At 51.7% G+C, this 18,351-nt stretch carries 20 protein-coding genes; 8 read left to right on the top strand and 12 right to left on the bottom strand.

Annotated features, from left to right (window positions below; all coding sequences use genetic code 11):
• Positions 1-52: 52 nt before the first annotated feature.
• Positions 53-883, bottom strand: coding sequence for an EamA family transporter (locus GN241_05325; protein XAT59184.1), 831 nt, complete (start codon positions 881-883; stop codon positions 53-55).
• Positions 884-1,494: 611 nt separating this feature from the next.
• Here GN241_05325 and GN241_05320 point away from each other — a divergent pair.
• Positions 1,495-2,205 carry a hypothetical protein gene (locus GN241_05320; GenBank protein ID XAT56836.1) on the top strand — a complete coding sequence of 237 codons (711 nt, stop codon included), beginning with the start codon at positions 1,495-1,497 and terminating at the stop codon, positions 2,203-2,205.
• A 307-nt stretch (positions 2,206-2,512) separates the two neighbouring features.
• Positions 2,513-3,639 (top strand): IS3 family transposase gene (locus tag GN241_05315; protein ID XAT56835.1). Its coding sequence is split into 2 segments (ribosomal slippage): positions 2,513-2,777 and positions 2,777-3,639, totalling 1,128 coding nucleotides; the frame shifts between segments, so codons are not numbered across the junction.
• A gap of 40 nt (positions 3,640-3,679) precedes the next feature.
• Here the strand turns inward: GN241_05315 and GN241_05310 are convergent.
• On the bottom strand, positions 3,680-4,117 hold the full coding sequence (locus GN241_05310) for a hypothetical protein (protein ID XAT56834.1): 438 nt from the start codon (positions 4,115-4,117) through the stop codon (positions 3,680-3,682).
• Positions 4,118-4,284: 167 nt separating this feature from the next.
• Positions 4,285-4,632, bottom strand: coding sequence for a hypothetical protein (locus tag GN241_05305; GenBank protein ID XAT56833.1), 348 nt, complete (start codon positions 4,630-4,632; stop codon positions 4,285-4,287).
• A 420-nt stretch (positions 4,633-5,052) separates the two neighbouring features.
• Here GN241_05305 and GN241_05300 point away from each other — a divergent pair, with 420 nt between their 5' ends.
• From GN241_05300 to kdsA, 4 genes are read left to right on the top strand one after another with little or no spacing between them, the layout of a single operon-like run.
• Positions 5,053-6,048, top strand: coding sequence for an NAD-dependent epimerase/dehydratase family protein (locus tag GN241_05300; GenBank protein XAT56832.1), 996 nt, complete (start codon positions 5,053-5,055; stop codon positions 6,046-6,048).
• A 58-nt stretch (positions 6,049-6,106) separates the two neighbouring features.
• Positions 6,107-7,072 (top strand): KpsF/GutQ family sugar-phosphate isomerase, encoded by a 966-nt coding sequence (locus tag GN241_05295; protein ID XAT56831.1) that lies wholly within the window; start codon positions 6,107-6,109, stop codon positions 7,070-7,072.
• The gene (gene kdsB, locus GN241_05290) at positions 7,069-7,860 is read left to right on the top strand and encodes a 3-deoxy-manno-octulosonate cytidylyltransferase (protein ID XAT56830.1); all 792 of its coding nucleotides are present in this window, start codon (positions 7,069-7,071) and stop codon (positions 7,858-7,860) included. The genes GN241_05295 and kdsB overlap by 4 nt, the downstream gene beginning before the upstream one ends.
• A 1-nt stretch (position 7,861) precedes the next feature.
• The gene (gene kdsA / locus GN241_05285; GenBank protein XAT56829.1) at positions 7,862-8,689 is read left to right on the top strand and encodes a 3-deoxy-8-phosphooctulonate synthase; all 828 of its coding nucleotides are present in this window, start codon (positions 7,862-7,864) and stop codon (positions 8,687-8,689) included.
• Positions 8,690-8,708: 19 nt separating this feature from the next.
• Here kdsA and GN241_05280 read toward each other — a convergent pair whose 3' ends face one another.
• The 7 genes from GN241_05280 to GN241_05250 form a co-directional block, all read right to left on the bottom strand.
• On the bottom strand, positions 8,709-10,109 hold the full coding sequence (locus GN241_05280; protein XAT56828.1) for a TRAP transporter large permease subunit: 1,401 nt from the start codon (positions 10,107-10,109) through the stop codon (positions 8,709-8,711).
• The gene (locus GN241_05275; protein XAT56827.1) at positions 10,109-10,738 is read right to left on the bottom strand and encodes a TRAP transporter small permease subunit; all 630 of its coding nucleotides are present in this window, start codon (positions 10,736-10,738) and stop codon (positions 10,109-10,111) included. Before GN241_05275 ends, GN241_05280 begins: the two co-directional genes overlap by 1 nt.
• A 72-nt stretch (positions 10,739-10,810) precedes the next feature.
• A complete protein-coding gene (locus GN241_05270; protein ID XAT56826.1) occupies positions 10,811-11,827 on the bottom strand; it encodes a C4-dicarboxylate ABC transporter substrate-binding protein in 1,017 nt (338 codons plus the stop codon).
• Between the two features lie 181 nt (positions 11,828-12,008).
• Positions 12,009-12,518, bottom strand: a complete 510-nt coding sequence (locus GN241_05265; GenBank protein XAT56825.1) for an acyloxyacyl hydrolase — start codon at positions 12,516-12,518, stop codon at positions 12,009-12,011.
• 52 nt (positions 12,519-12,570) lie between these two features.
• The gene (modA, locus tag GN241_05260; GenBank protein ID XAT56824.1) at positions 12,571-13,017 is read right to left on the bottom strand and encodes a molybdate ABC transporter substrate-binding protein; all 447 of its coding nucleotides are present in this window, start codon (positions 13,015-13,017) and stop codon (positions 12,571-12,573) included.
• A gap of 312 nt (positions 13,018-13,329) precedes the next feature.
• Positions 13,330-14,193, bottom strand: a complete 864-nt coding sequence (locus GN241_05255; GenBank protein ID XAT56823.1) for a hypothetical protein — start codon at positions 14,191-14,193, stop codon at positions 13,330-13,332.
• Positions 14,194-14,405: 212 nt separating this feature from the next.
• Positions 14,406-15,269, bottom strand: a complete 864-nt coding sequence (locus tag GN241_05250; GenBank protein XAT59183.1) for an EamA family transporter — start codon at positions 15,267-15,269, stop codon at positions 14,406-14,408.
• A gap of 266 nt (positions 15,270-15,535) precedes the next feature.
• On the opposite strand from GN241_05250, the gene GN241_05245 reads away from it, so the two are divergent.
• Positions 15,536-16,411, top strand: a complete 876-nt coding sequence (locus GN241_05245) for an ATPase (GenBank protein XAT59182.1) — start codon at positions 15,536-15,538, stop codon at positions 16,409-16,411.
• Between the two features lie 43 nt (positions 16,412-16,454).
• Complete coding sequence (locus GN241_05240; protein ID XAT56822.1) at positions 16,455-17,396, top strand: homoserine O-succinyltransferase; 942 nt, start codon at positions 16,455-16,457, stop codon at positions 17,394-17,396.
• Here the strand turns inward: GN241_05240 and GN241_05235 are convergent.
• Together GN241_05235 and GN241_05230 are read right to left on the bottom strand one after the other, a co-directional pair.
• Positions 17,393-17,764, bottom strand: a complete 372-nt coding sequence (locus GN241_05235) for a hypothetical protein (protein XAT56821.1) — start codon at positions 17,762-17,764, stop codon at positions 17,393-17,395. The genes GN241_05240 and GN241_05235 overlap by 4 nt on opposite strands.
• Complete coding sequence (locus GN241_05230; protein ID XAT59181.1) at positions 17,761-18,117, bottom strand: hypothetical protein; 357 nt, start codon at positions 18,115-18,117, stop codon at positions 17,761-17,763. The genes GN241_05235 and GN241_05230 overlap by 4 nt, the downstream gene beginning before the upstream one ends.
• Positions 18,118-18,351: the final 234 nt, after the last annotated feature.

The following is an 18,351-nucleotide window of genomic DNA, read 5'->3' as shown; positions in this document are numbered from 1 at the left end:
CCGCTGCCGGCAATCCACACAGCGCGTTTGCAACACATCCCCTTGAATAGTGCTAGGCTGCCTCGCTAAGCGCTTGGCGGCGCAGCGCATAAATACCCGATGCCACAATAATCAACGTGCCGATTGCAGTCCAAAAATCGGGGATCTGCGCGAATACCAAATATCCATAGAAGGTGCTCCAGATAATCAAGCTATATTGCACCGGCGCCACCACAACGGCTTGCGCAAGGCTCAGCGCTTTGATCACCGAAAATTCACCCAAAGCGGCCAGAATGCTCATCGCCAGCAAGAGCAGCCCATCGCTTGAAAAATCCGGCATCCGCCATACGAAGGGCAACATCAACGTGATCAAACTCATGCTGGTAATCGCCGTATAGGCCACTGTCGTGGATACTGGATCCGCATGGCTTAAAAACCGCGATAGCACCTGCCGGCAGGCGAAGAAAAACGCAGCGCCCACCACCAAAAACACCGCAGGATGCAACACATCCTGCCCCGGGCGGATCACAACCAAGGTTCCCACAAAACCCAAAATCACCGAAATCCAACGCCGCAGCCCAACTTTTTCTTTCAGAACACTCACCCCCAATACGATCACGATAAAAGGGGCGACGAAGCTGACCGCTGCGGCATCAGCAAGCGGAACGTAGCGCAAAGCCATCACAAATAAACAGGCCGATCCTGCTGCTGTTGCCCCGCGCATCACCTGCAATAACGGCTGCTTCGACACCAAAAAAGCCGGGCCGCGTAATAGCAAAAATACAACGACGCCGCATAGAAGCCCCAATTGGCGGAACCAAACGATCTGAATCGGGTGCATGCCATCAGATAAAAACTTTGTCATCGTATCCACAGCCGAAAACAAAAACATGCCAAAAGCCATAAAACAGATGCCCATGAAACTGTCAGAGCGCATATGCCGCGCTCCGATCTTGCTTTGTGGCATGCAGGCAATTGCGCGGATCACAAAGCGCCGCGCCACATGAAAAAGCGATCGCAATTTCAGCCCGGGCATTACGCGCCCGGCGTGCCGCACGGTTTGCCAAACCCGCAGTTCGATCATCATGTGCGCGGACCACAGACATTGTTGGACCTTTTCAAACAAAGATATGGATGAACAGCCTGTACCCATATAAACGCTGTATCGCCAGTTGCCTCCTCCCAAAAGACAACCGGCGATACCGGCACTCTCGTATTGGCTACAGGTGCTGGAGGCAGAGTTTACACAAAGCGGTCGGAAAAGAAAGCCCCTAGTCAAGCGTCGTTTTTTTGAGGGTCTAAGATATCCCCTGACACATGCGCCTCGTCTCAGGAAACGTAAGCAGCCCATAGGGTGCTGCGCTTAAAAGCTTGATCAAACACCGATGAGCTGATCAAAAAACATCACCGGCAAGACTTTACAGCTAAGCGCAATGAAAAAATTGAAAAAAAACCTTTATTTTAAATCTATTACATTGTTTAAAAGTGTCACAGCGATATTCATATGAGGGTCAAATGAAACAGATCGAATTAGCCTATCTCCCCGTTATTGGTCGTGGAGAACAGATAAACCTCATCTGCGCTCTGCATGGCATTGAGTTAAATTATCTTCTTTCCAGCCCGATGGGGGAAGATTTCGATAAAGACACGCAAGCGCCCTTTGGAATTATTCCTTGGATGAAGGATATGTCGAACGGGTTGGAATTGAACGACTCGATGGCGATTGTGCAATATTTGGTCGCCCAATATCCCGGCCCGTTAACGCCCAAAAACAATGAAACGGCTGCCCGCATCAACATGTATTGGGCTTGGGTGCAGGATTACTATTCCTTTGTTTTATCGCCCTTCCACGATATTATTACGGGGCATAATGAAACCTTTTGGAGAAATCTGCGTTTAACTGACAGCCTGGCTGATGGCGGCAAAGATGCGGGTATCGCCAATCTGACTAGGCTGCATAAAAGCCGCTTTGAATTTCTTGAAAAGCATTTGAGCGCGCAAAAAGCAGGGCCGTTTTTAACTGGAGACACCTGCTCTTATGCCGATATCTTCCTCTATACCTGCGTACGCGCCGTTCAAGAAACCGGGGGTTTTGGTATGTTAAGAGAGGCCTGTGGGGGCGACCCATTTGCAGAATTCCCAACCATTCTCAGCATAACAGAGGCAGTCGGCGCGCTCAGCACCGTAAAAGACAGCGCCGCCAAATTTGCGCAATGTCCCATTTAAGGCGGCGTCTGTAAAAAACGCCAAAAAAACGATCCAGCCCATCCAATATGGCAGCAGCTTGCGCTGATCCCAAATTTTAGAACCAGCAAGCCTTCGGTCAGACCGCTGTGAACGTGATACGGTTTCACAGCGGTCGGTTCTGTGTTTCAATAGTGCAGAACAAGCGCCTCCAGCGCTGCGGCGCGCGTTAGGCTTACGCAGCAACGCTTATGATGGCAGCGGGCGCAGGCAAGTCACGCCTGGAATAGCCCCCTGCAAGTGGTCCACCAACTGGGATAGTTTTGTTCCACAAATTGGAGGATCAGCGATGGCTGGGAAACGAGAGAAGCCCGAAGAGATAGTATCGAAGCTTCGGCAAGTTGAAGTTCTGCAAGGGCAAGGGATGACGATAGCGGATGCGGTGCGCCAGATCGGCGTGACACAACAGACGTTCTATCGATGGCAGAAACTGTATGCCGGGATGGGTTGGTCTCAGCTCAAGCGTCTGAAGGAGCTTGAGAAGGAGAACCAACGGCTGCGGCGGGCGGTGTCCGATCTGACATTGGACAAGCTCATATTGAGCGAAGCTGCGAGGGGAAACTTCTGAGCCCTTCGCGTCGTCGCAAGTGCATCGATCATGTACGGCAGGAGCTGGACGTGTCTGAGCGTCGTGCCTGCCGCGCCTTGGGGCAGCACCGTTCGACACAAAGAAAGGTTCCGCAAGGCCGGGCTGATGAAGAGCGGCTGACCGATGATATCATTGAACTGGCCGACAAATATGGCCGCTATGGTTATCGCATGGTGACGGGTTTGCTGAACAACGCTGGCTGGCATGTGAACCACAAGCGGGTCGAGCGCATCTGGCGACGTGAAGGGCTGAAGGTCCCACAAAAGCAGAGAAAGAAGGGGCGGCTTTGGCTGAACGATGGAGCGTGCGTGCGCCTCAAGCCTGAACGTGCGAACCATGTCTGGTCCTATGACTTCGTCCAGGATCGCACTGCTGACGGGCGGCCCTATCGGACACTGAACATCATCGATGAATACACAAAGGAGGCGCTGATGATCCGCGTCGATCGCAAACTCAACTCAACCGATGTGCTGGATGCATTGACAGACCTGTTCATCCTGCGCGGCCCTCCAGAATACATAAGATCCGACAATGGGCCGGAATTTATCGCCCTGAAAGTGCGGGACTGGATCGCTGCCGTTGGCGCCAAGACGGCTTACATCGAACCTGGATCACCCTGGGAAAATGGATACTGTGAAAGCTTCAACGCCCGGTTCCGCGACGAGCTGCTTAATGGCGAACTGTTCTACAGCTTAAAGGAGGCCCAAATCCTGATCAAGAAATGGTGCATTCACTACAACACAGTCAGGCCGCACAGTTCATTGGGCTATCGTCCGCCTGCACCGGAAAGCATCGTTCGGATGGACCAAAGGCCAATAATGCACTAACATTCAAACCGGATCACCAAATGGGGGCACGCCACGCCCCTCAAATAAGAGTGATAAATCGGATCCACATCCACACAAGCACTGCCGTTGACGGGATCCAAATTATCGCGCGCATTGGAAATCCACCATTGATCGCTAAGTGATTGAAAAATATGTGGTAAAATGAATGGATTGTGCGGAGGTAAAAATACCAATAGGCCAATTGTACGAAATACGCGTCGCCCGTATTTGTCACAAATATTGAAATGCAGACGGTGTAAAACAAAACTGGAAACTCAAATAAATTTGTAAGGTTTCTCTGAGAGTTGCGTAACACCACGCTTCCATTATCAAAGGGAGGATGGCGGTGTTCTTCTCCATCAACAGATGCATCGCTCGAAGTAAGATAGATTTCTTTGAGCCTGATGCCGGTGGAAAATAAAAACACGGTGGCCGTTAAACACATCATGTAGAACATGGGCATAAATATTTCTGTCATTTTTAAGACACTCCACTGGGCTGATCTATGGCCGCTTCACGACCATCGATGTTTTAGAGCTTCGGGATCAACTGGGTAAAGATCCTGACGGGTTTGCAGCGATCCATGTTTCTTTATCCTCTGCGCCACTGCCGCTTGAAACAACGCGAGCTAGCGCAGATTTTCGCTTAGAAATTGCTTCTTATATCCTCGAAATGATCTTCCCATCCGCCATCCGGTATAAAAGTATCATCAAAAGATTGTTGTTTTGACAGCTCGGTTTTGTAGAAAACTTCCTCGCATTTTTCGCGCAACGCTTCCAAAAAATAACCGTCTTCCTTATCAAGAATACCGTTTTTGCGCAGGCTGGCATCGCGCAGCTTGGTTATACGCGCCAACTTGGTTTCCCAAAACTCGATTTGATCTTCATCTGCGTTTTCTTGCGCCAAACCCAATGCAAATTCGCCAAAATGCATGCATTGATACAGCAGCGTTTGATGCGTTTGAAACAGTTTTGCTTTTCCAAAACCAAACATGAATTTTCCCTATCATATCCCAATATATCGATGCGCCTTTGGCAAGCATCCGCATGACCAAACTACCATAACGAAAGTATTTTATCTAGGACAGGTTTTTTACCAATCCAACTGCCTGTCTGCGCGGCGTCTTTTTTGCCAACGGCGCATATTCTCGGCCTTGCCCCCTAGCCCGCAAATCGTCGACAGCACGGAACAATCGTTGCCCTGCCCGCTGCAAAACGCGCCAATCCAGTCAGAGCCAAACCATTTTATAAGGGAGCGAGGGTTGATTTTGCCTTCAATTGAACGTGATCTATCGGTAAGGCGCGTAAAAAAACCCACGTATACGTCTAGACCCGCGCGCGTGGGGGGCATAGACCATTGGCAAGGCGAACAGGCCGCTTAGATTTTCGTGGCGGCTGACGGGAAAGGCAACATATGCATATTTTTATCACCGGCATTGCAGGTTTTATTGGTGCAAACGCTGCCGAGCAATTGTTGAAGGCTGGGCACCGCGTGACGGGTATTGATAATTTAAACGATTATTATGACCCGCAATTGAAGCAGGCTCGGCTTGCGCCATTGACCAGACATTCCAATTTTCGGTTTCATCACGCCGCGGTTGAAGACCCGGATGTGCTTAAAAACCTATTTGAAGCCAATGGTTTTGATGCAGTGATCCATTTGGCTGCGCAGGCCGGCGTGCGCTATTCAATCGAAAATCCCCGCAGCTACCTTAACAGCAATTTGATCGGTACGTTCGAACTGTTAGAGGCCGCCCGCGCCCATCCGCCCAAACATATGTTGCTGGCCTCCACCTCTTCTGCCTATGGCGCCAATGAGGCGATGCCCTATCAAGAAACGCAGCGCGCCGATCATCAAATGTCGTTTTACGCCGCCACCAAAAAATCAACCGAGGCAATGGCTCATTCATACGCGCATCTATACCACTTACCGATCACGATGTTTCGGTTCTTTACCGTCTACGGTCCTTGGGGGCGCCCCGATATGGCGCTTTTTAAATTCACCGACGCTATTTTGAACGATCGACCCATTGATGTGTATAATCATGGCAATATGCGCCGTGATTTCACCTATGTGGATGATTTGGTGCAAGCGCTGATACTTTTGATCGAAACCCCGCCTTCAGACACACCAGTAACGGCAGAGGACAGCCTGTCGCCTGTTGCGCCGCATCGGGTGCTCAATATTGGCAACAATGCGCCCGTCGCATTGGAAGAATTTATTGCTGCGATCGAAACCGCCACTGGGCGCTCTGCAACGCGCAATTTGATGGATATGCAAGCAGGCGACGTGCCCGCGACCTGGGCCGATACAAGCCTTTTGCAAGCCCTCACCGGGTACCAACCGAAAACAGACATTCAGACCGGTGTCCGAAAATTTGTTTACTGGTATAACAGCTATTACAGTTAGGGTTTGAACGGCGCGGCAAAGCGCCGTAAAATGATGCACACCTAAAGGATGAAACACGATGCCAGATCCCGCCGCGAGCAGTATCCTGCAACATGCGCAGCGCGTCTTAGACACCGAAGCCGCCGCCCTGGCCAAACTGGCGAGGCATTTACCAGCTGATTTTCAGGCCGCAACCGAAGCTATGCTGGCCTGCCAAGGGCGGGTGATCGTTTCAGGAGTTGGGAAATCTGGCCATATCGGGCGCAAAATTGCGGCCACATTTGCCAGCACCGGCACACCCTCCTATTTCATCCACGCAACCGAAGCCAGCCATGGTGATCTTGGGATGATTGGCCCGCAGGATCTCTGCCTGCTGATTTCCAATTCCGGCGAAACCGCCGAGCTGAAAGATATGATCGCGCATACGCGGCGGTTTTCAATTCCAATGGCCGCGATTTCCTCGAATGGTGCAAGCACGCTGAGCAAAGCTGCAACCTTCAAACTCACGCTTCCCGATGCGCCCGAGGCCTGCCCGATTGGCTTGGCCCCAACCACCTCAACAACTTTGGCATTGGCCTTGGGCGATGCCCTCGCGGTTGCCTTGATGCAGCAGCGCAACTTTCGCGCCGAAAACTTTCAAACCTTTCATCCCGGTGGCAAGCTGGGTGCCCAAATGATGCGCGCGGGCCAGTTGATGCATGGGCCGGAAAAACTGCCGATTGTCTCAGCCAAAAGCTCGATGGCGGACACCTTGCTGGAAATGACATCCAAGGGCTTTGGCGTGGCCGCTCTGATTGAAAATGATAGGCTCACCGGGTTGATATCAGATGGGGATTTGCGCCGTCATATGCAGGGCTTGATGGATAAAACCGCAGCTGACATTGCCAGCCCGACCCCGATCACTATCGCCGAAGATGATTTTGCAGCAGATGGGCTGCGAATAATGAACACGCATAAAATCTCGGTCCTTATCGTGGTGGATAACGCTGGAACAGCCTGTGGTATATTGCATATCCACGATTTATTGCGCGCGGGCGTGGCATGAAAACCAGCATTATCATCCCCGCCCGCTATGCCAGCTCTCGTTTTCCTGGAAAGCCCCTGGTACAACTGCAACTGCCAAATGGCGCGCAAAAGTCGCTTATCGAGCTCAGTTGGCAGGCAGCCAGAGCTGTCAAGGGCGTTGAGGATGTGTTTATCGCCACGGATGATCGCCGCATCGCCGAGGCGGTAGAGCTGTTTGGGGCCAAGGTTATCATGACCTCAGAGCAATGCGCGAATGGCACCGAACGCTGCGCGGAAGCGGTGGAAAGGGCAAAGTTGACCTCAGACCTGATTGTCAACTTGCAAGGCGATGCGCCGCTCACCCCGGCTTGGTTTGTTGAAAAGCTCATCAAGGCGATGCAAGACGATCCGACCGCAGAAATGGCCACGCCGGTCTTGCGCCTTGATCGTCTGACGCATGGGCATTTCTTGGAAGACCGCCGCAACGGGCGGGTGGGCGGGACCACCGCGGTTTTCGACAACAACCAGCACGCGTTGTATTTTTCAAAAGAGGTGTTGCCCTTTATCGATCTCAGCGCGCTGCCCAATGCAGCCCCCCTGCCCGCCTTTCATCATGTGGGCGTTTACGCCTATCGGCCCAGCGCCTTGGCGGAGTATTTAACCTGGCCACAAGGTCCTTTAGAAGGTCTGGAAGGTTTGGAGCAGCTGCGCTTTTTGGAAAATGGGCGCAAGGTCAAATGCGTCGAAGTCGACGCACGCGGCAAAGTGTTTTGGGAATTAAACAACCCCGAAGACGTGGCGCGAATAGAAAGCGTGATAGAGGGTTGATATGCAGGATAAAATCATAAAAGTAGGCAATATTGCCATTGGCGGCACCAACCCGTTCGCGCTGATCACAGGCCCCTGCCAGCTGGAAAACCGCAATCACGCCTTCATGATGGCCGAAAAAATTGCTGAGGCCTGTGCAAAAAGTGGTACCCAATTCATCTTCAAGGCGAGCTATGATAAAGCCAATAGATCTTCAATAAACACGCAGCGGGGCCTTGGAATTGAAGAAGGTTTGCGCATTCTGAGCGATATACGCGCGGCATTTGGCTGCCCCATTCTAACCGATGTGCATGAGGCAGCGCAGTGCCAAACAGCCGCCGGCGTGGTGGATATTTTGCAAATTCCCGCATTTTTATGCCGGCAAACCGATTTGCTTTTGGCGGCGGGAAAAACCGGCCGCGCAATCAACGTTAAAAAAGGCCAGTTTTTGGCGCCTTGGGATATGCAGAATGTGGCCGATAAAATCGCCAGCACCGGCAATGATCGAATTTTGCTCTGCGACCGGGGCACCTCCTTTGGCTATAACACTTTGGTCAGTGATTTTCGCGGCCTGCCGATTATGGCCAATACTGGTTATCCGGTGGTGTTTGACGCCACGCATTCGGTTCAACAACCGGGCGGGCAAGGCAATACATCAGGGGGTCAGCGCGAATTCGCGCCGGTTCTGGCCAGAGCCGCCTGCGCGGTTGGCATTGCTGCGCTGTTTATCGAAACCCATCAAGACCCGGACACCGCGCCAAGCGATGGCCCAAATATGATTCCTGTCGATCAAATGGGTGATTTGATCAAAGAACTGCGCGGGTTTGATGCGCTGCGCAAAAGCCTCTAGAAAGCTCAAACCACCCTATCTACGAAGCGAGTGATGGAAGCCAAAGCACGATCGAGGGAAAGCTGACCAAAAGCGCAATCGTCACTGCATCCGCAAGGAAAAAAGGCATAACCCCTTTGAACACGTCTTGAACGCTCAAATCATCACGCACACCCGCCACCACAAAGCAATTCAAACCGATGGGTGGCGTGATCAAGCAAAACTCGGCCATTTTCACCACCAGAATTCCGAACCAAATCGCGCACATCGTGCCAGACATGCCAAAGGCGCTATCTGCGGCAGAGACCATTTCCCCGCCATTCAGCGCCATCACCGCCGGATACACGACCGGCAAGGTCAGCAATAACATCCCAATCGCATCCATAAACATGCCCAGCACCGCATAGGCCAATAGGATGCAAATCAAAATTAACATGGGCGCCATATCCAGCGATGTAATCCAATCCGAAAACGCATCAGGCAGTTTGGCAAAGCCCAAAAACCGCACATAAATCAAAACACCCCAGATGATAGTGAAAATCATCACCGTCAACTTTGCGGTTTCCAACAAGGCTTCACCCAGCTGCTTCCAGCGCATCCCCCGATAGAGCGCCATCACAAACACGATAAACGCACCGACCGCGCCGCCTTCCGTCGGCGTGCCCCAAGCTTCGCCAAACGGGTTGTAAACGAAGAAAATAATGATCACCACAACGGCCACAATCGGCAGCGCCGGCGGCAGGCTTTCGAAGCGTTCGCGCCAGGTGAACCCGGATACTGGCGGCCCTACTGTTTTAAAACTCACCGCGATTCCAATGATTAAAGTGGCATAGATGATGGCCGAAAAAGCGCCCGGAATGAAGCCCGCAAGCAACAGCTTGCCCACATCTTGCTCAACGATAATCGCATAGATCACCAGAATGGCAGAGGGCGGGATCAACGAGGCCAGCGTTCCTCCAGCGGCCACAACACCCGCCGCAAACTGCTTATTATAGCCAATTTTCAACATCTCCGGAATGGCGATCCGCGCAAACACCGCCGCCGTGGCCACCGAAGCGCCCGACACCGCCGCAAAGCCCGCAGTTGCAAACACCGTTGATACCGCCAAGCCACCGGGCACCCAGGCAATCCAACGTTTGGCCGCTTCGAACAACGCCACGGTCAATTTTGCATAATAGGCCAGATAACCGATCAATATAAACACCGGAATTAGGCTTAGAACCTGCGCGCTTACCTTGGAATGCGGCGTCAATCCCGCCACTTTCACGCTGATTTGCAAGGCTTTTCCGAACTTCGCAGGGTCATAATCAAACCCATTCCACCGTAGCCATACCAAGCCAACAAACCCCGCCAGACCTGCCGCGAAGGCCACGCGCATCCCGAGCAGCACCATAACCAGCATGCCCGTGCTGACATAAAGGCCGATCGTAATATTATCCATCAATCCGCCCCTTCCAACGCCTGCGCTTCAAGCTTTGCCTGCTCGGCCACGCTTAGGGTCAAAGGTACGGCAACCGGGTTTTCCAAGCCAAAGATCAAAGCCCGGCCATATCCAAACGCCTGCAACAGCAACCGCAAGCACAACACCGCAAAGGCCACGGGAACAATAAGCTTTGAGGGCCAGACTGGAATGCCGATATCAACTGAGCTGTCACGGCTACATAAAGGGCGGGCGCAGTCAAAAGAGCGATCAAAATGCTCCCATGCTCCCCAAGTAAGAGCCATCATCAAGACCAAAATCAATAATACAGATAGCAGCTCAAACAGCCAAAGCACGCGCCCTTTTAAGGCCGAGACCAGCATGTCCATGCGGATATGGGTACCATCACGTTGCACGTAAGAGACGCCCATGATCGCGATGACGGGCATTGCTGCTTCGATGTAATCAACATAGCCCGCTAAGGGAGAGGCGAAAAATTTACGACCTGTCACCGAATAAGCTGCCAAAAACATCAATGAAAAAATCGCCAGCCCGCTAATCAAGGCGCAAAATCGCTCAATCGGAAGCAAAGCGCGATCAAGCCGGCTCAGAAGGCTTGAATCTTCTAGTACCGCCGCAGATCCTGCCATTTCACCCTCCGAGCTTTTAGATATAAGCAGACCGCCCCGATCCGGGGCGGCCCATCATTTTTCTTAACTGGTTTAATTGGCCGCTTTGGCCTCTGCCAAAGTGGACATCACCAGATCATAGAGCTCTTGACCTGGCAGCCCCTGAGCTTCCATGTCTGCGATCCAAGCATCGCGGATCGGATCCGCTGCTTTGGCGCGGAACGCATCGATTACATCGGCACTAATCTCAACTTTTGTCACGCCTTTCTCAGCCAAGACGGAATCCCATTTGGCCAACAACTCACCATAATTGGCTACGTAATGATCAAGCGCTTCCTGCACAGATCCATCCAACGCTTCGCGATGCGCGTCTGACAAAGACTCATAGGCATCAATATTGACCACGACGGGGCAATTCACCGTGCCGGGGTTCAAATTCGCCGTCCACCAATCGGCTTGGTTGATTGTACCGAAAGACAAATGCGCGTGCTGCGCAAAGGCCACCGTGTCAACAACGCCAGATTCCATCGCTTGATAGGCTTCTGTTGCCGTCACCGATGTTGGAACGCTGCCCGCAGCAGCGAAGGCTTTTCCCAAACCGCCAGTGGCGCGCACCCGCATGCCTTCAAAATCACTCAGCGCGGTTCTGGGCTCGCCCGTGCCGACCAAGTTATATTGTGGCATCGGTGAAGTCATCAGCAGCTTCGCATTCCACTGCGCCATTTCTTCGGTGGCGGCGGGATGCGCATAAACAGCAGCAGAAACCGCCACTTCTTGCGCTAGATTTTCAACGCCCAAAAAGGGCAGTTCCAAAACGGTCACGACGCGGTTTTTATCGGCATGATAACCGGCGCAGAACTGCGCCATTTCAAACGCGCCAATACTAATTCCATCGAGGTTTTCTTTGTTTTTGGACAAACCACCATAGCTGATATTCAGCGTGAATTCGCCGTTTGTCTTTTGATCAAGCAATTCGCCCAATTTATGAATATGCTCTGTGAAGGCACGGCGTTTTCCCCACACCGATACGTTCCATTCTTCTGCCAATGTTTCCGTTGCCAACGCGCCCGCGATGGCAAAGACAAATAATTTAGGCATTAACGTTTTCATGTTTTTCTCCCATTCTCACGTGCTCGTAAGGTGTAGCTAATAATCAAAGCCTTCACAACCAGAACAAGCCTCAGCAGGTTGCGCAAAGGCAGCGCACCAGCCTTTCGGCCAAAAAATGAACGTTGTTGTCAGCGATGCTGAAGAAATGCCCTGATGGGTCAGGTCAACCACAGGAAGCGCCTTAAAGACCCCAAGAATATCGCAGCTGTACAGTTTCTAAACCGAAATTGGTTGCGTAGATTCCCGCGTTCGAGCGGTGATCATAGCTCGCTGCAAGCCGGCCTGCTGATCCAAAATCATATCCAACTTCGATCCCTGAACGAAATTCAATAGGGCCGCCCAGATCCTCGCCTGCGCCGCGTGCATAAAGCCCAGACATGAGGTGAACCTGCGCAAAGATCGGCGCAGTTTTAAGGGCTGCTTCGTAGAGTACGCCCACGCCGGCCCAATAATCACGTCTCTGCGTTGCTGAGGCGCCATAGACCATACGCCATGGCCCGTAGGCCCGCCCTGGTTCTTTGCGAAGATAGACTTCTGTATCGACTTGATCCAATTGATAATAGACTTGGCCCGCAGAGATACTGATCCGCTGCGGCACTTGCGACTCGGCATAACAATTGGGCTTGCAGTCCGATAGTGAGATATCTGCAAACCCAGCGAGCAAGGTCAATACTGCAAAAGTTCCGTCCATAATATAGCCCACATCCAACTGGTATCTTCTACACCAGACGAGATTTACGCTGCTAACGCAACGGAGTAAACCCAAAGTGATAAAAAACCTCTAGAGCCGGGAGAGAGGTAAAGAAATCCGCAAAATTTTCTGCCGCCTGAGTTGAATTTTGAGACAAAAGACCGATCGTGTAAATGATAGGCTCATGCGCTTCTTCGGGCACTGACGCCACTTTATGTACCGTGGTTTGCGCAACCAAATCTGAGGCGTAGACGATCGCAAGCCGTGCCTCATTCACCTGTGCCAGCCGCAACGCGGCGCGTACGTGATCGACCTGTAGGATCTGTGGTGCTAAATCGCTCCAGAGATCAAAATAGGTTAACGTCTGATGGGCATAGAGGCCCGCGGGCACGGAGCCCACATGCCCCACCGCCAAATAGCCATCTGCTAAAGCGGCTTTGAAGGTTTCGCGGCGGGTAAAGTCAATATTTTGCTCAGGCTCAACGCTGCTGGCCACCACAAGTTAGTTTGAAAACGCGGGCCGCGCTCGGTTGATGAAGCCTTCCCCCACAAGCAAATTTACCAAAGCGCGATTGACAGAAATGATAAGATCGGCGGGCGCGCCTAAGCGCCGCCACTTGCCAGACACGTAATAATTGGCCGCCCCTCATGCAACGCCGATTGCAGCGCTACACCCTCTTCTAATGCATCTTTTAAACTGGCTGCAGCGAGCATAAACAGAGGTTTTTGCGCCTGTTTCGCCACCGCTATGGCCGCTTTTAAACACAATAAAAAACCCAGAAAACCAATGAAAAATGAGGAAATCGAATATTCATTCGGGTTTTGTGGGGAGCTCCATATCTGACCAGTATTCGGAAAACTTTGGAAAATTCCACGTCATACGATAATGGCGCGATATCACGGGCGTGCCAATTTTCATATCTTTTACCAATGAGGGCTTCAGGGCATGCCCCGAAAAGGTCAGAGCGACCTGTGATTTCCTGCGCGCCTGAACCCAAGGCAAGCGGCATATGAAAGCAGAATAATCCCATCCCACGGTCATATATTCGGTGGTAAATTTACTGGCCAATGCGCGCGAAAAGACCCGAGTTTTTCCGCGGGCAAAGTAACTGATAAAACGCTCATCTGTTTTACAAATACGATCAAGGGGCCATTTATGGGTGATACCACGCCAGCGCACATAGCCAAATTCTTTCTTAAACGCGTCGGGCAGGCCCGCAAATTCTCTGGGGTAGAATGCCATAATCGGACTATTGCCGTAATAGTAGTAATTCTTCGCGAGCAACCGCGCCAAGGGCATGGCCCGCCACCAAGGAATATAATGCCCACGGCACATATACATCCCACCGGTTTTTTCCACATCGGCAACTAATTTTGCCACATCGCCCAAAATCATCGTGTCCAAATCAATAAATACGGTCGGCAGATCCGGATTCAAAACGCCCGGAACGAAAATAGACAGTTTCAGCCGGCAGCCTTTTTTCATCGTTTCATACCAATCGCCCCAATCAGGAAAGGGTTTAACATCAATGAAATCACCCAACCCCTCTGGATCATCGGTCACGCAGACAAAACGCACGTTTCGCGATGCCATCTTCTGCAGATTTAAAAGCGTGTTGTTCACGTGGTTCGCAGAATAACGATCACCCCATTTCACCACCACAACCTGCATCATACCGAAACCTCTTTTTGCTTAGCTCTTAGACCCGCGCCGCCCCTACTGCAAACGGGCGCGCACGCACTATGCATAAAACGTTGCTGACCGCGCTGTCTAGCCCTAATCCATTTAGCCCACGCTCGGCCGGATGCAGCCCAAAGCGTGGCTTTATAAATCCCCCCGCCCGATTGACAGGGCTTGAGCCCGCCCACCCTGCTGATAATATGCTGTCAACCTGTTGGCTCGGCGCCTTTAGAGGCCGGTTTTACAGCGCGGGTTTCTATCCAAATATTGATATAATTGGCACCAAAAATCACCAAAGCTCCAAGCACCACATAGATGTCAATCACCTCACCATATAGGCTAAAGCCGACCAACATGATCACCGGCAAACGCAATAAATCAACCGGCACCACAACGGTGGCCGGGGCTAAAGACAAAGCGCTGGTCAAGCATAAATGCGCAAATAATCCAGCGCAGGCAATCAGCACGACCCAAGGCATGTTGCTGAAAGATGGCAATGCGATATCGCCATCAGCGCCCGCGCAAACAGCCCCAAAGACCAGCTGCATCAACGTCATGTAAAACAAAACTGTCCAAATGGTTTCGCTGCGCGTCAATTGTTTTGTCGCCATAATGGATCCGGCGAATCCAATCGCGGCCATCGCACCTGCCACTACCCCCCAACTTAGCGTATCGGGCGTGGGGCGGGTGACCAGTAGCACCCCAAGCAACCCCAAAGCACCGGCGAGCATGCGGGTTTTGCTCAATGTTTCGCCAAGCACCAAGGGAGCCAAGAGTAAAACCCATAAAGGCGCGGTGAACTCCAAGGCAAATACCTCGGCCAGCGGCACCACAGTAATGGCAAAAAACCATAAATTCTGACCGGTAAAATGGCAGATATTGCGCACCAGATGAACGGGTAGATGCCGCGTTGAGATCTCTTTGACTTGGCCAAAATAGACGCCAAAGGCCAGCACCAAAACCGCCCCGACCACGCTGCGAAACAGCATGATTTCAAACGTATCAAGTTGGAAGCTAACAGCACGCCCGGCAACCGCCATGGCTGTAAAGCTTGCAATCGCCCCGAACATATAAATCGTGGCACGCAGCAGATGCGATTTTTGCGTCGTCACCAGTTTCTACCTTCCTTTTGCATTGCCAGACGGGCCAGATTGTCTTGGCTTTGCAAACCCGTATCGCTCTGTCAGAAGCCACCCGGCTAGAGGGAAGCGCCCGCGTTGTACAGACAAAACAAGGGCCTGCGCTGGTATAAGGGGCGCATCGGGTGCGCCAAAATCAATTTGACCTTGGGCGCTGCACTGTCTACCTAGCTGAAAGATCACAAGAGGCCCAACCGATGATATATTCTTCTGCAGAGCAATGGCAAAACGCGCCGCATAAACGGGTGGTGCTTTTTGGCATGTCAGGTTTGGGCAAAACCTATATGTCCAATATTTTGCGCGACACGGGCGCTTGGTTTCACTATTCGGTCGATTATCGGATCGGCACCCATTACATGGGCGATTACATTACGGATAGCATCAAGCGCAAAGCGATGGATGTACCCTATCTGCGCGAACTTTTATTGTCTGACTCGATCTATCTGGCCTCAAACATCACCTTTGAGAACTTGGCGCCGCTATCCACTTATATGGGCAAACCCGGCACCGAGGCCAATGGCGGCATACCGTTTCAAGAGTATCGCAAACGCCAAGAGCAGCATCGCCGCTCGGAAATCGCCGCGTTGCTCGATACTCCAGAATTTATCGAACGCGCCGAAGAAATATATCAGTATGATCATTTTATCTGCGATTGCAGCGGCTCAATCTGCGAAGTTGTTGACCCATTTGACCGCGATGATCCGGTGCTAAAATCGCTCAGTGAAACTGCGCTATTGGTGTGGATAAGGGGCAACGAAGCGCATACGCAAGAACTCGTTCAGCGCTTTGATAAAGCCCCCAAACCGATGTATTATCACCCTGATTTTGTCGTTTCAAAATGGACTCAATATCTTGCCGACCAAACCCTGCAAGAGCACCAAGTAAATCCAGATAGTTTCATTCGGTGGATCTACGCGGAGGCTCTAGCGCATCGCCAGCCGCGCTATGAGGCAATGGCCAATTGGGGCATTACCGTTGACGCCTCTGAGGTTGCGCGCGCCAAAAGCGAAGAAGATTTTAGCGCTTTAATCGGCCAAGCGCTCGCCGCCAAAGCCGCCCCTGAGCCAGTTTAAGAAAGATGCGTTCAACGTAATTTGGGTATCAGAAAGACAAACAATGCCAATAAAAATTCCCGCCAACCTGCCTGCCTTTCATGTTTTGAAGCAAGAGGGCGTGATGGTGATGAGCGATGATGAAGCAGCCCGGCAGGATATTCGCCCCTTAAACATCGGCCTCTTGAATTTAATGCCAAAAAAAATTCAAACCGAAAACCAATTTTCGCGCTTGATTGGCGCAACACCGCTGCAAATTAATCTATCTTTGATCCGGATGAGCGAACATCACACCAAAAACACTGCGGCAGAACATATGAGCAGTTTCTATCGCGCCTTCCAAGACGTCAAAGCAAGCGGTGAAAAATTTGATGGCCTGATCATCACCGGAGCTCCGATCGAGCATCTGCCCTTTGAGCAGGTGACCTATTGGGATGAGCTTCAAGAGGTGTTTGAGTGGACGCAATCGCATGTGCACGCAACCTTTGCGGTCTGTTGGGGTGCAATGGCGATGCTCAACCATTTTTATAAAATACCCAAATATGATTTAACTGCAAAGGCCTTTGGATGCTTTGCACAAACCAATCTGGATCCGACCTCCCCTTTTCTAAGGGGGTTTTCGGATCAATGCGTTATCCCAGTGAGCCGCTGGACCGAAATCAACCAAACCGATATTGATCGCCATTCCGGCTTGAGCACGCTTTTGGGCAGCCCCGAGGTTGGCCCCTGTTTGGTGCAAGATCCCGCTCGCCGCGCCTTGCACATTTTCAATCATTTTGAATATGACAGCGACACCCTAAAACAAGAATATGACCGCGATGTTGCATCCGCGATAGATATCAACGTACCGATCAATTATTATCCAAATGATGATCCGAGCAAAGCGCCGCAAAACCGATGGCGCAGCCATGCGCATTTACTTTACGGCAACTGGATCAACGAGATATATCAAACAACGCCTTTTGATCCTGCTCAAATCGGTCAGCCCCTGTCAGACCCGCTTTAATTTTGCGCCTTTTTAGATAGGCGCCACGTATCGGCATCAATGGCCAGACGGGCCTCAACAGCCGCATTTGCAATCACCGAGACCGTTCCGTTTTCGGGATCAGTCACATTCATACCGCCTTTTACAACCGTTACGTTTGCCCGCCCGCGGGGCAGCGATGCGGCAACCACCTGCGCATCCACACGCTCTGGGCACATGGCTGCAATGGTCACATTCACCTCCATCTCAGCATGATCCAACGCCAAGCTGCGAAACAAAACCAGTGAACTGTGATGCAACGCATCTTGTACCGCCCGACACGCCGCTTTCGTGTAATCTTCGCCGTAAAGATCATTGCCGCTGCCCATTTCCAAAATAATGCGTTTCATTGCTGCAGCTCCAAATCAAAAGAAACCAATATCGCGGCATTTGCGATAATCGTCGCAGGCCCGTCGGGCTGGTTTGGTCGCGGTATTTCCAACCCGCCAACGGCCCCTTTTATTGAAACTTGCCCATAAGGAAATAGCGCCTTTAAAGCCGTAAAATCCAATTCATTGGGGTTTGGCACCGCGATTTCAACATCGATCAACATGGCCGCTTTTGGAAATCCAAACGCCTCCGCAAGGCTGACTGAATTATGCCATAAGGCGTCTTCTATCGCCCGCTGCGCGGCCTTCGTGGAACTGCCGCTGCGCAGGGCAGTTCCCATCCCAAGCTCCATAAGCATTCGTTTTTTCGCCAATTTCATCCAACCTCTATCTGAGAAAACCCGCCTTTTTGCCCAAGCCCCCAGGGCGCATTATGGCAAGTCTTTCACAGGCCCTAAGGAATGGGAAGCGCCAAAGGCGGCCATATCTTAAAGCATTTGGCCAATTACGACACAGCGTCGCAAATAAGCCAGACTCAAAGCTTATAAACGTCAAAACTTGGCCCACTGATTCAAGGATCTGGCATATGCAAGCTGAAGCTTCGATTA

It is taken from the genome of Rhodobacteraceae bacterium IMCC1335, assembly GCA_039640495.1.
GTDB lineage: Bacteria > Pseudomonadota > Alphaproteobacteria > Rhodobacterales > Rhodobacteraceae > Thalassovivens.
This window is presented reverse-complemented; position numbering and strand designations above follow the sequence as displayed.

Bases quoted from the DNA above. Each gene is read 5' to 3' on its own strand.
- GN241_05265 (XAT56825.1), bottom strand. From the start codon at position 12,518: ATGGACGGAACTTTTGCAGTATTGACCTTGCTCGCTGGGTTTGCAGAT.
- kdsA (XAT56829.1), top strand. From the start codon at position 7,862: ATGCAGGATAAAATCATAAAAGTAGGCAATATTGCCATTGGCGGCACC.
- GN241_05275 (XAT56827.1), bottom strand. From the start codon at position 10,738: ATGGCAGGATCTGCGGCGGTACTAGAAGATTCAAGCCTTCTGAGCCGG.
- GN241_05320 (XAT56836.1), top strand. From the start codon at position 1,495: ATGAAACAGATCGAATTAGCCTATCTCCCCGTTATTGGTCGTGGAGAA.
- GN241_05305 (XAT56833.1), bottom strand. From the start codon at position 4,632: ATGTTTGGTTTTGGAAAAGCAAAACTGTTTCAAACGCATCAAACGCTG.
- GN241_05250 (XAT59183.1), bottom strand. From the start codon at position 15,269: ATGTTCGGGGCGATTGCAAGCTTTACAGCCATGGCGGTTGCCGGGCGT.
- GN241_05325 (XAT59184.1), bottom strand. From the start codon at position 883: ATGGCTTTTGGCATGTTTTTGTTTTCGGCTGTGGATACGATGACAAAG.
- GN241_05270 (XAT56826.1), bottom strand. From the start codon at position 11,827: ATGAAAACGTTAATGCCTAAATTATTTGTCTTTGCCATCGCGGGCGCG.
- GN241_05255 (XAT56823.1), bottom strand. From the start codon at position 14,193: ATGATGCAGGTTGTGGTGGTGAAATGGGGTGATCGTTATTCTGCGAAC.
- GN241_05310 (XAT56834.1), bottom strand. From the start codon at position 4,117: ATGACAGAAATATTTATGCCCATGTTCTACATGATGTGTTTAACGGCC.
- kdsB (XAT56830.1), top strand. From the start codon at position 7,069: ATGAAAACCAGCATTATCATCCCCGCCCGCTATGCCAGCTCTCGTTTT.
- GN241_05235 (XAT56821.1), bottom strand. From the start codon at position 17,764: ATGAAACGCATTATTTTGGAAATGGGCAGCGGCAATGATCTTTACGGC.
- GN241_05280 (XAT56828.1), bottom strand. From the start codon at position 10,109: ATGGATAATATTACGATCGGCCTTTATGTCAGCACGGGCATGCTGGTT.
- GN241_05245 (XAT59182.1), top strand. From the start codon at position 15,536: ATGATATATTCTTCTGCAGAGCAATGGCAAAACGCGCCGCATAAACGG.
- GN241_05240 (XAT56822.1), top strand. From the start codon at position 16,455: ATGCCAATAAAAATTCCCGCCAACCTGCCTGCCTTTCATGTTTTGAAG.
- GN241_05300 (XAT56832.1), top strand. From the start codon at position 5,053: ATGCATATTTTTATCACCGGCATTGCAGGTTTTATTGGTGCAAACGCT.
- GN241_05295 (XAT56831.1), top strand. From the start codon at position 6,107: ATGCCAGATCCCGCCGCGAGCAGTATCCTGCAACATGCGCAGCGCGTC.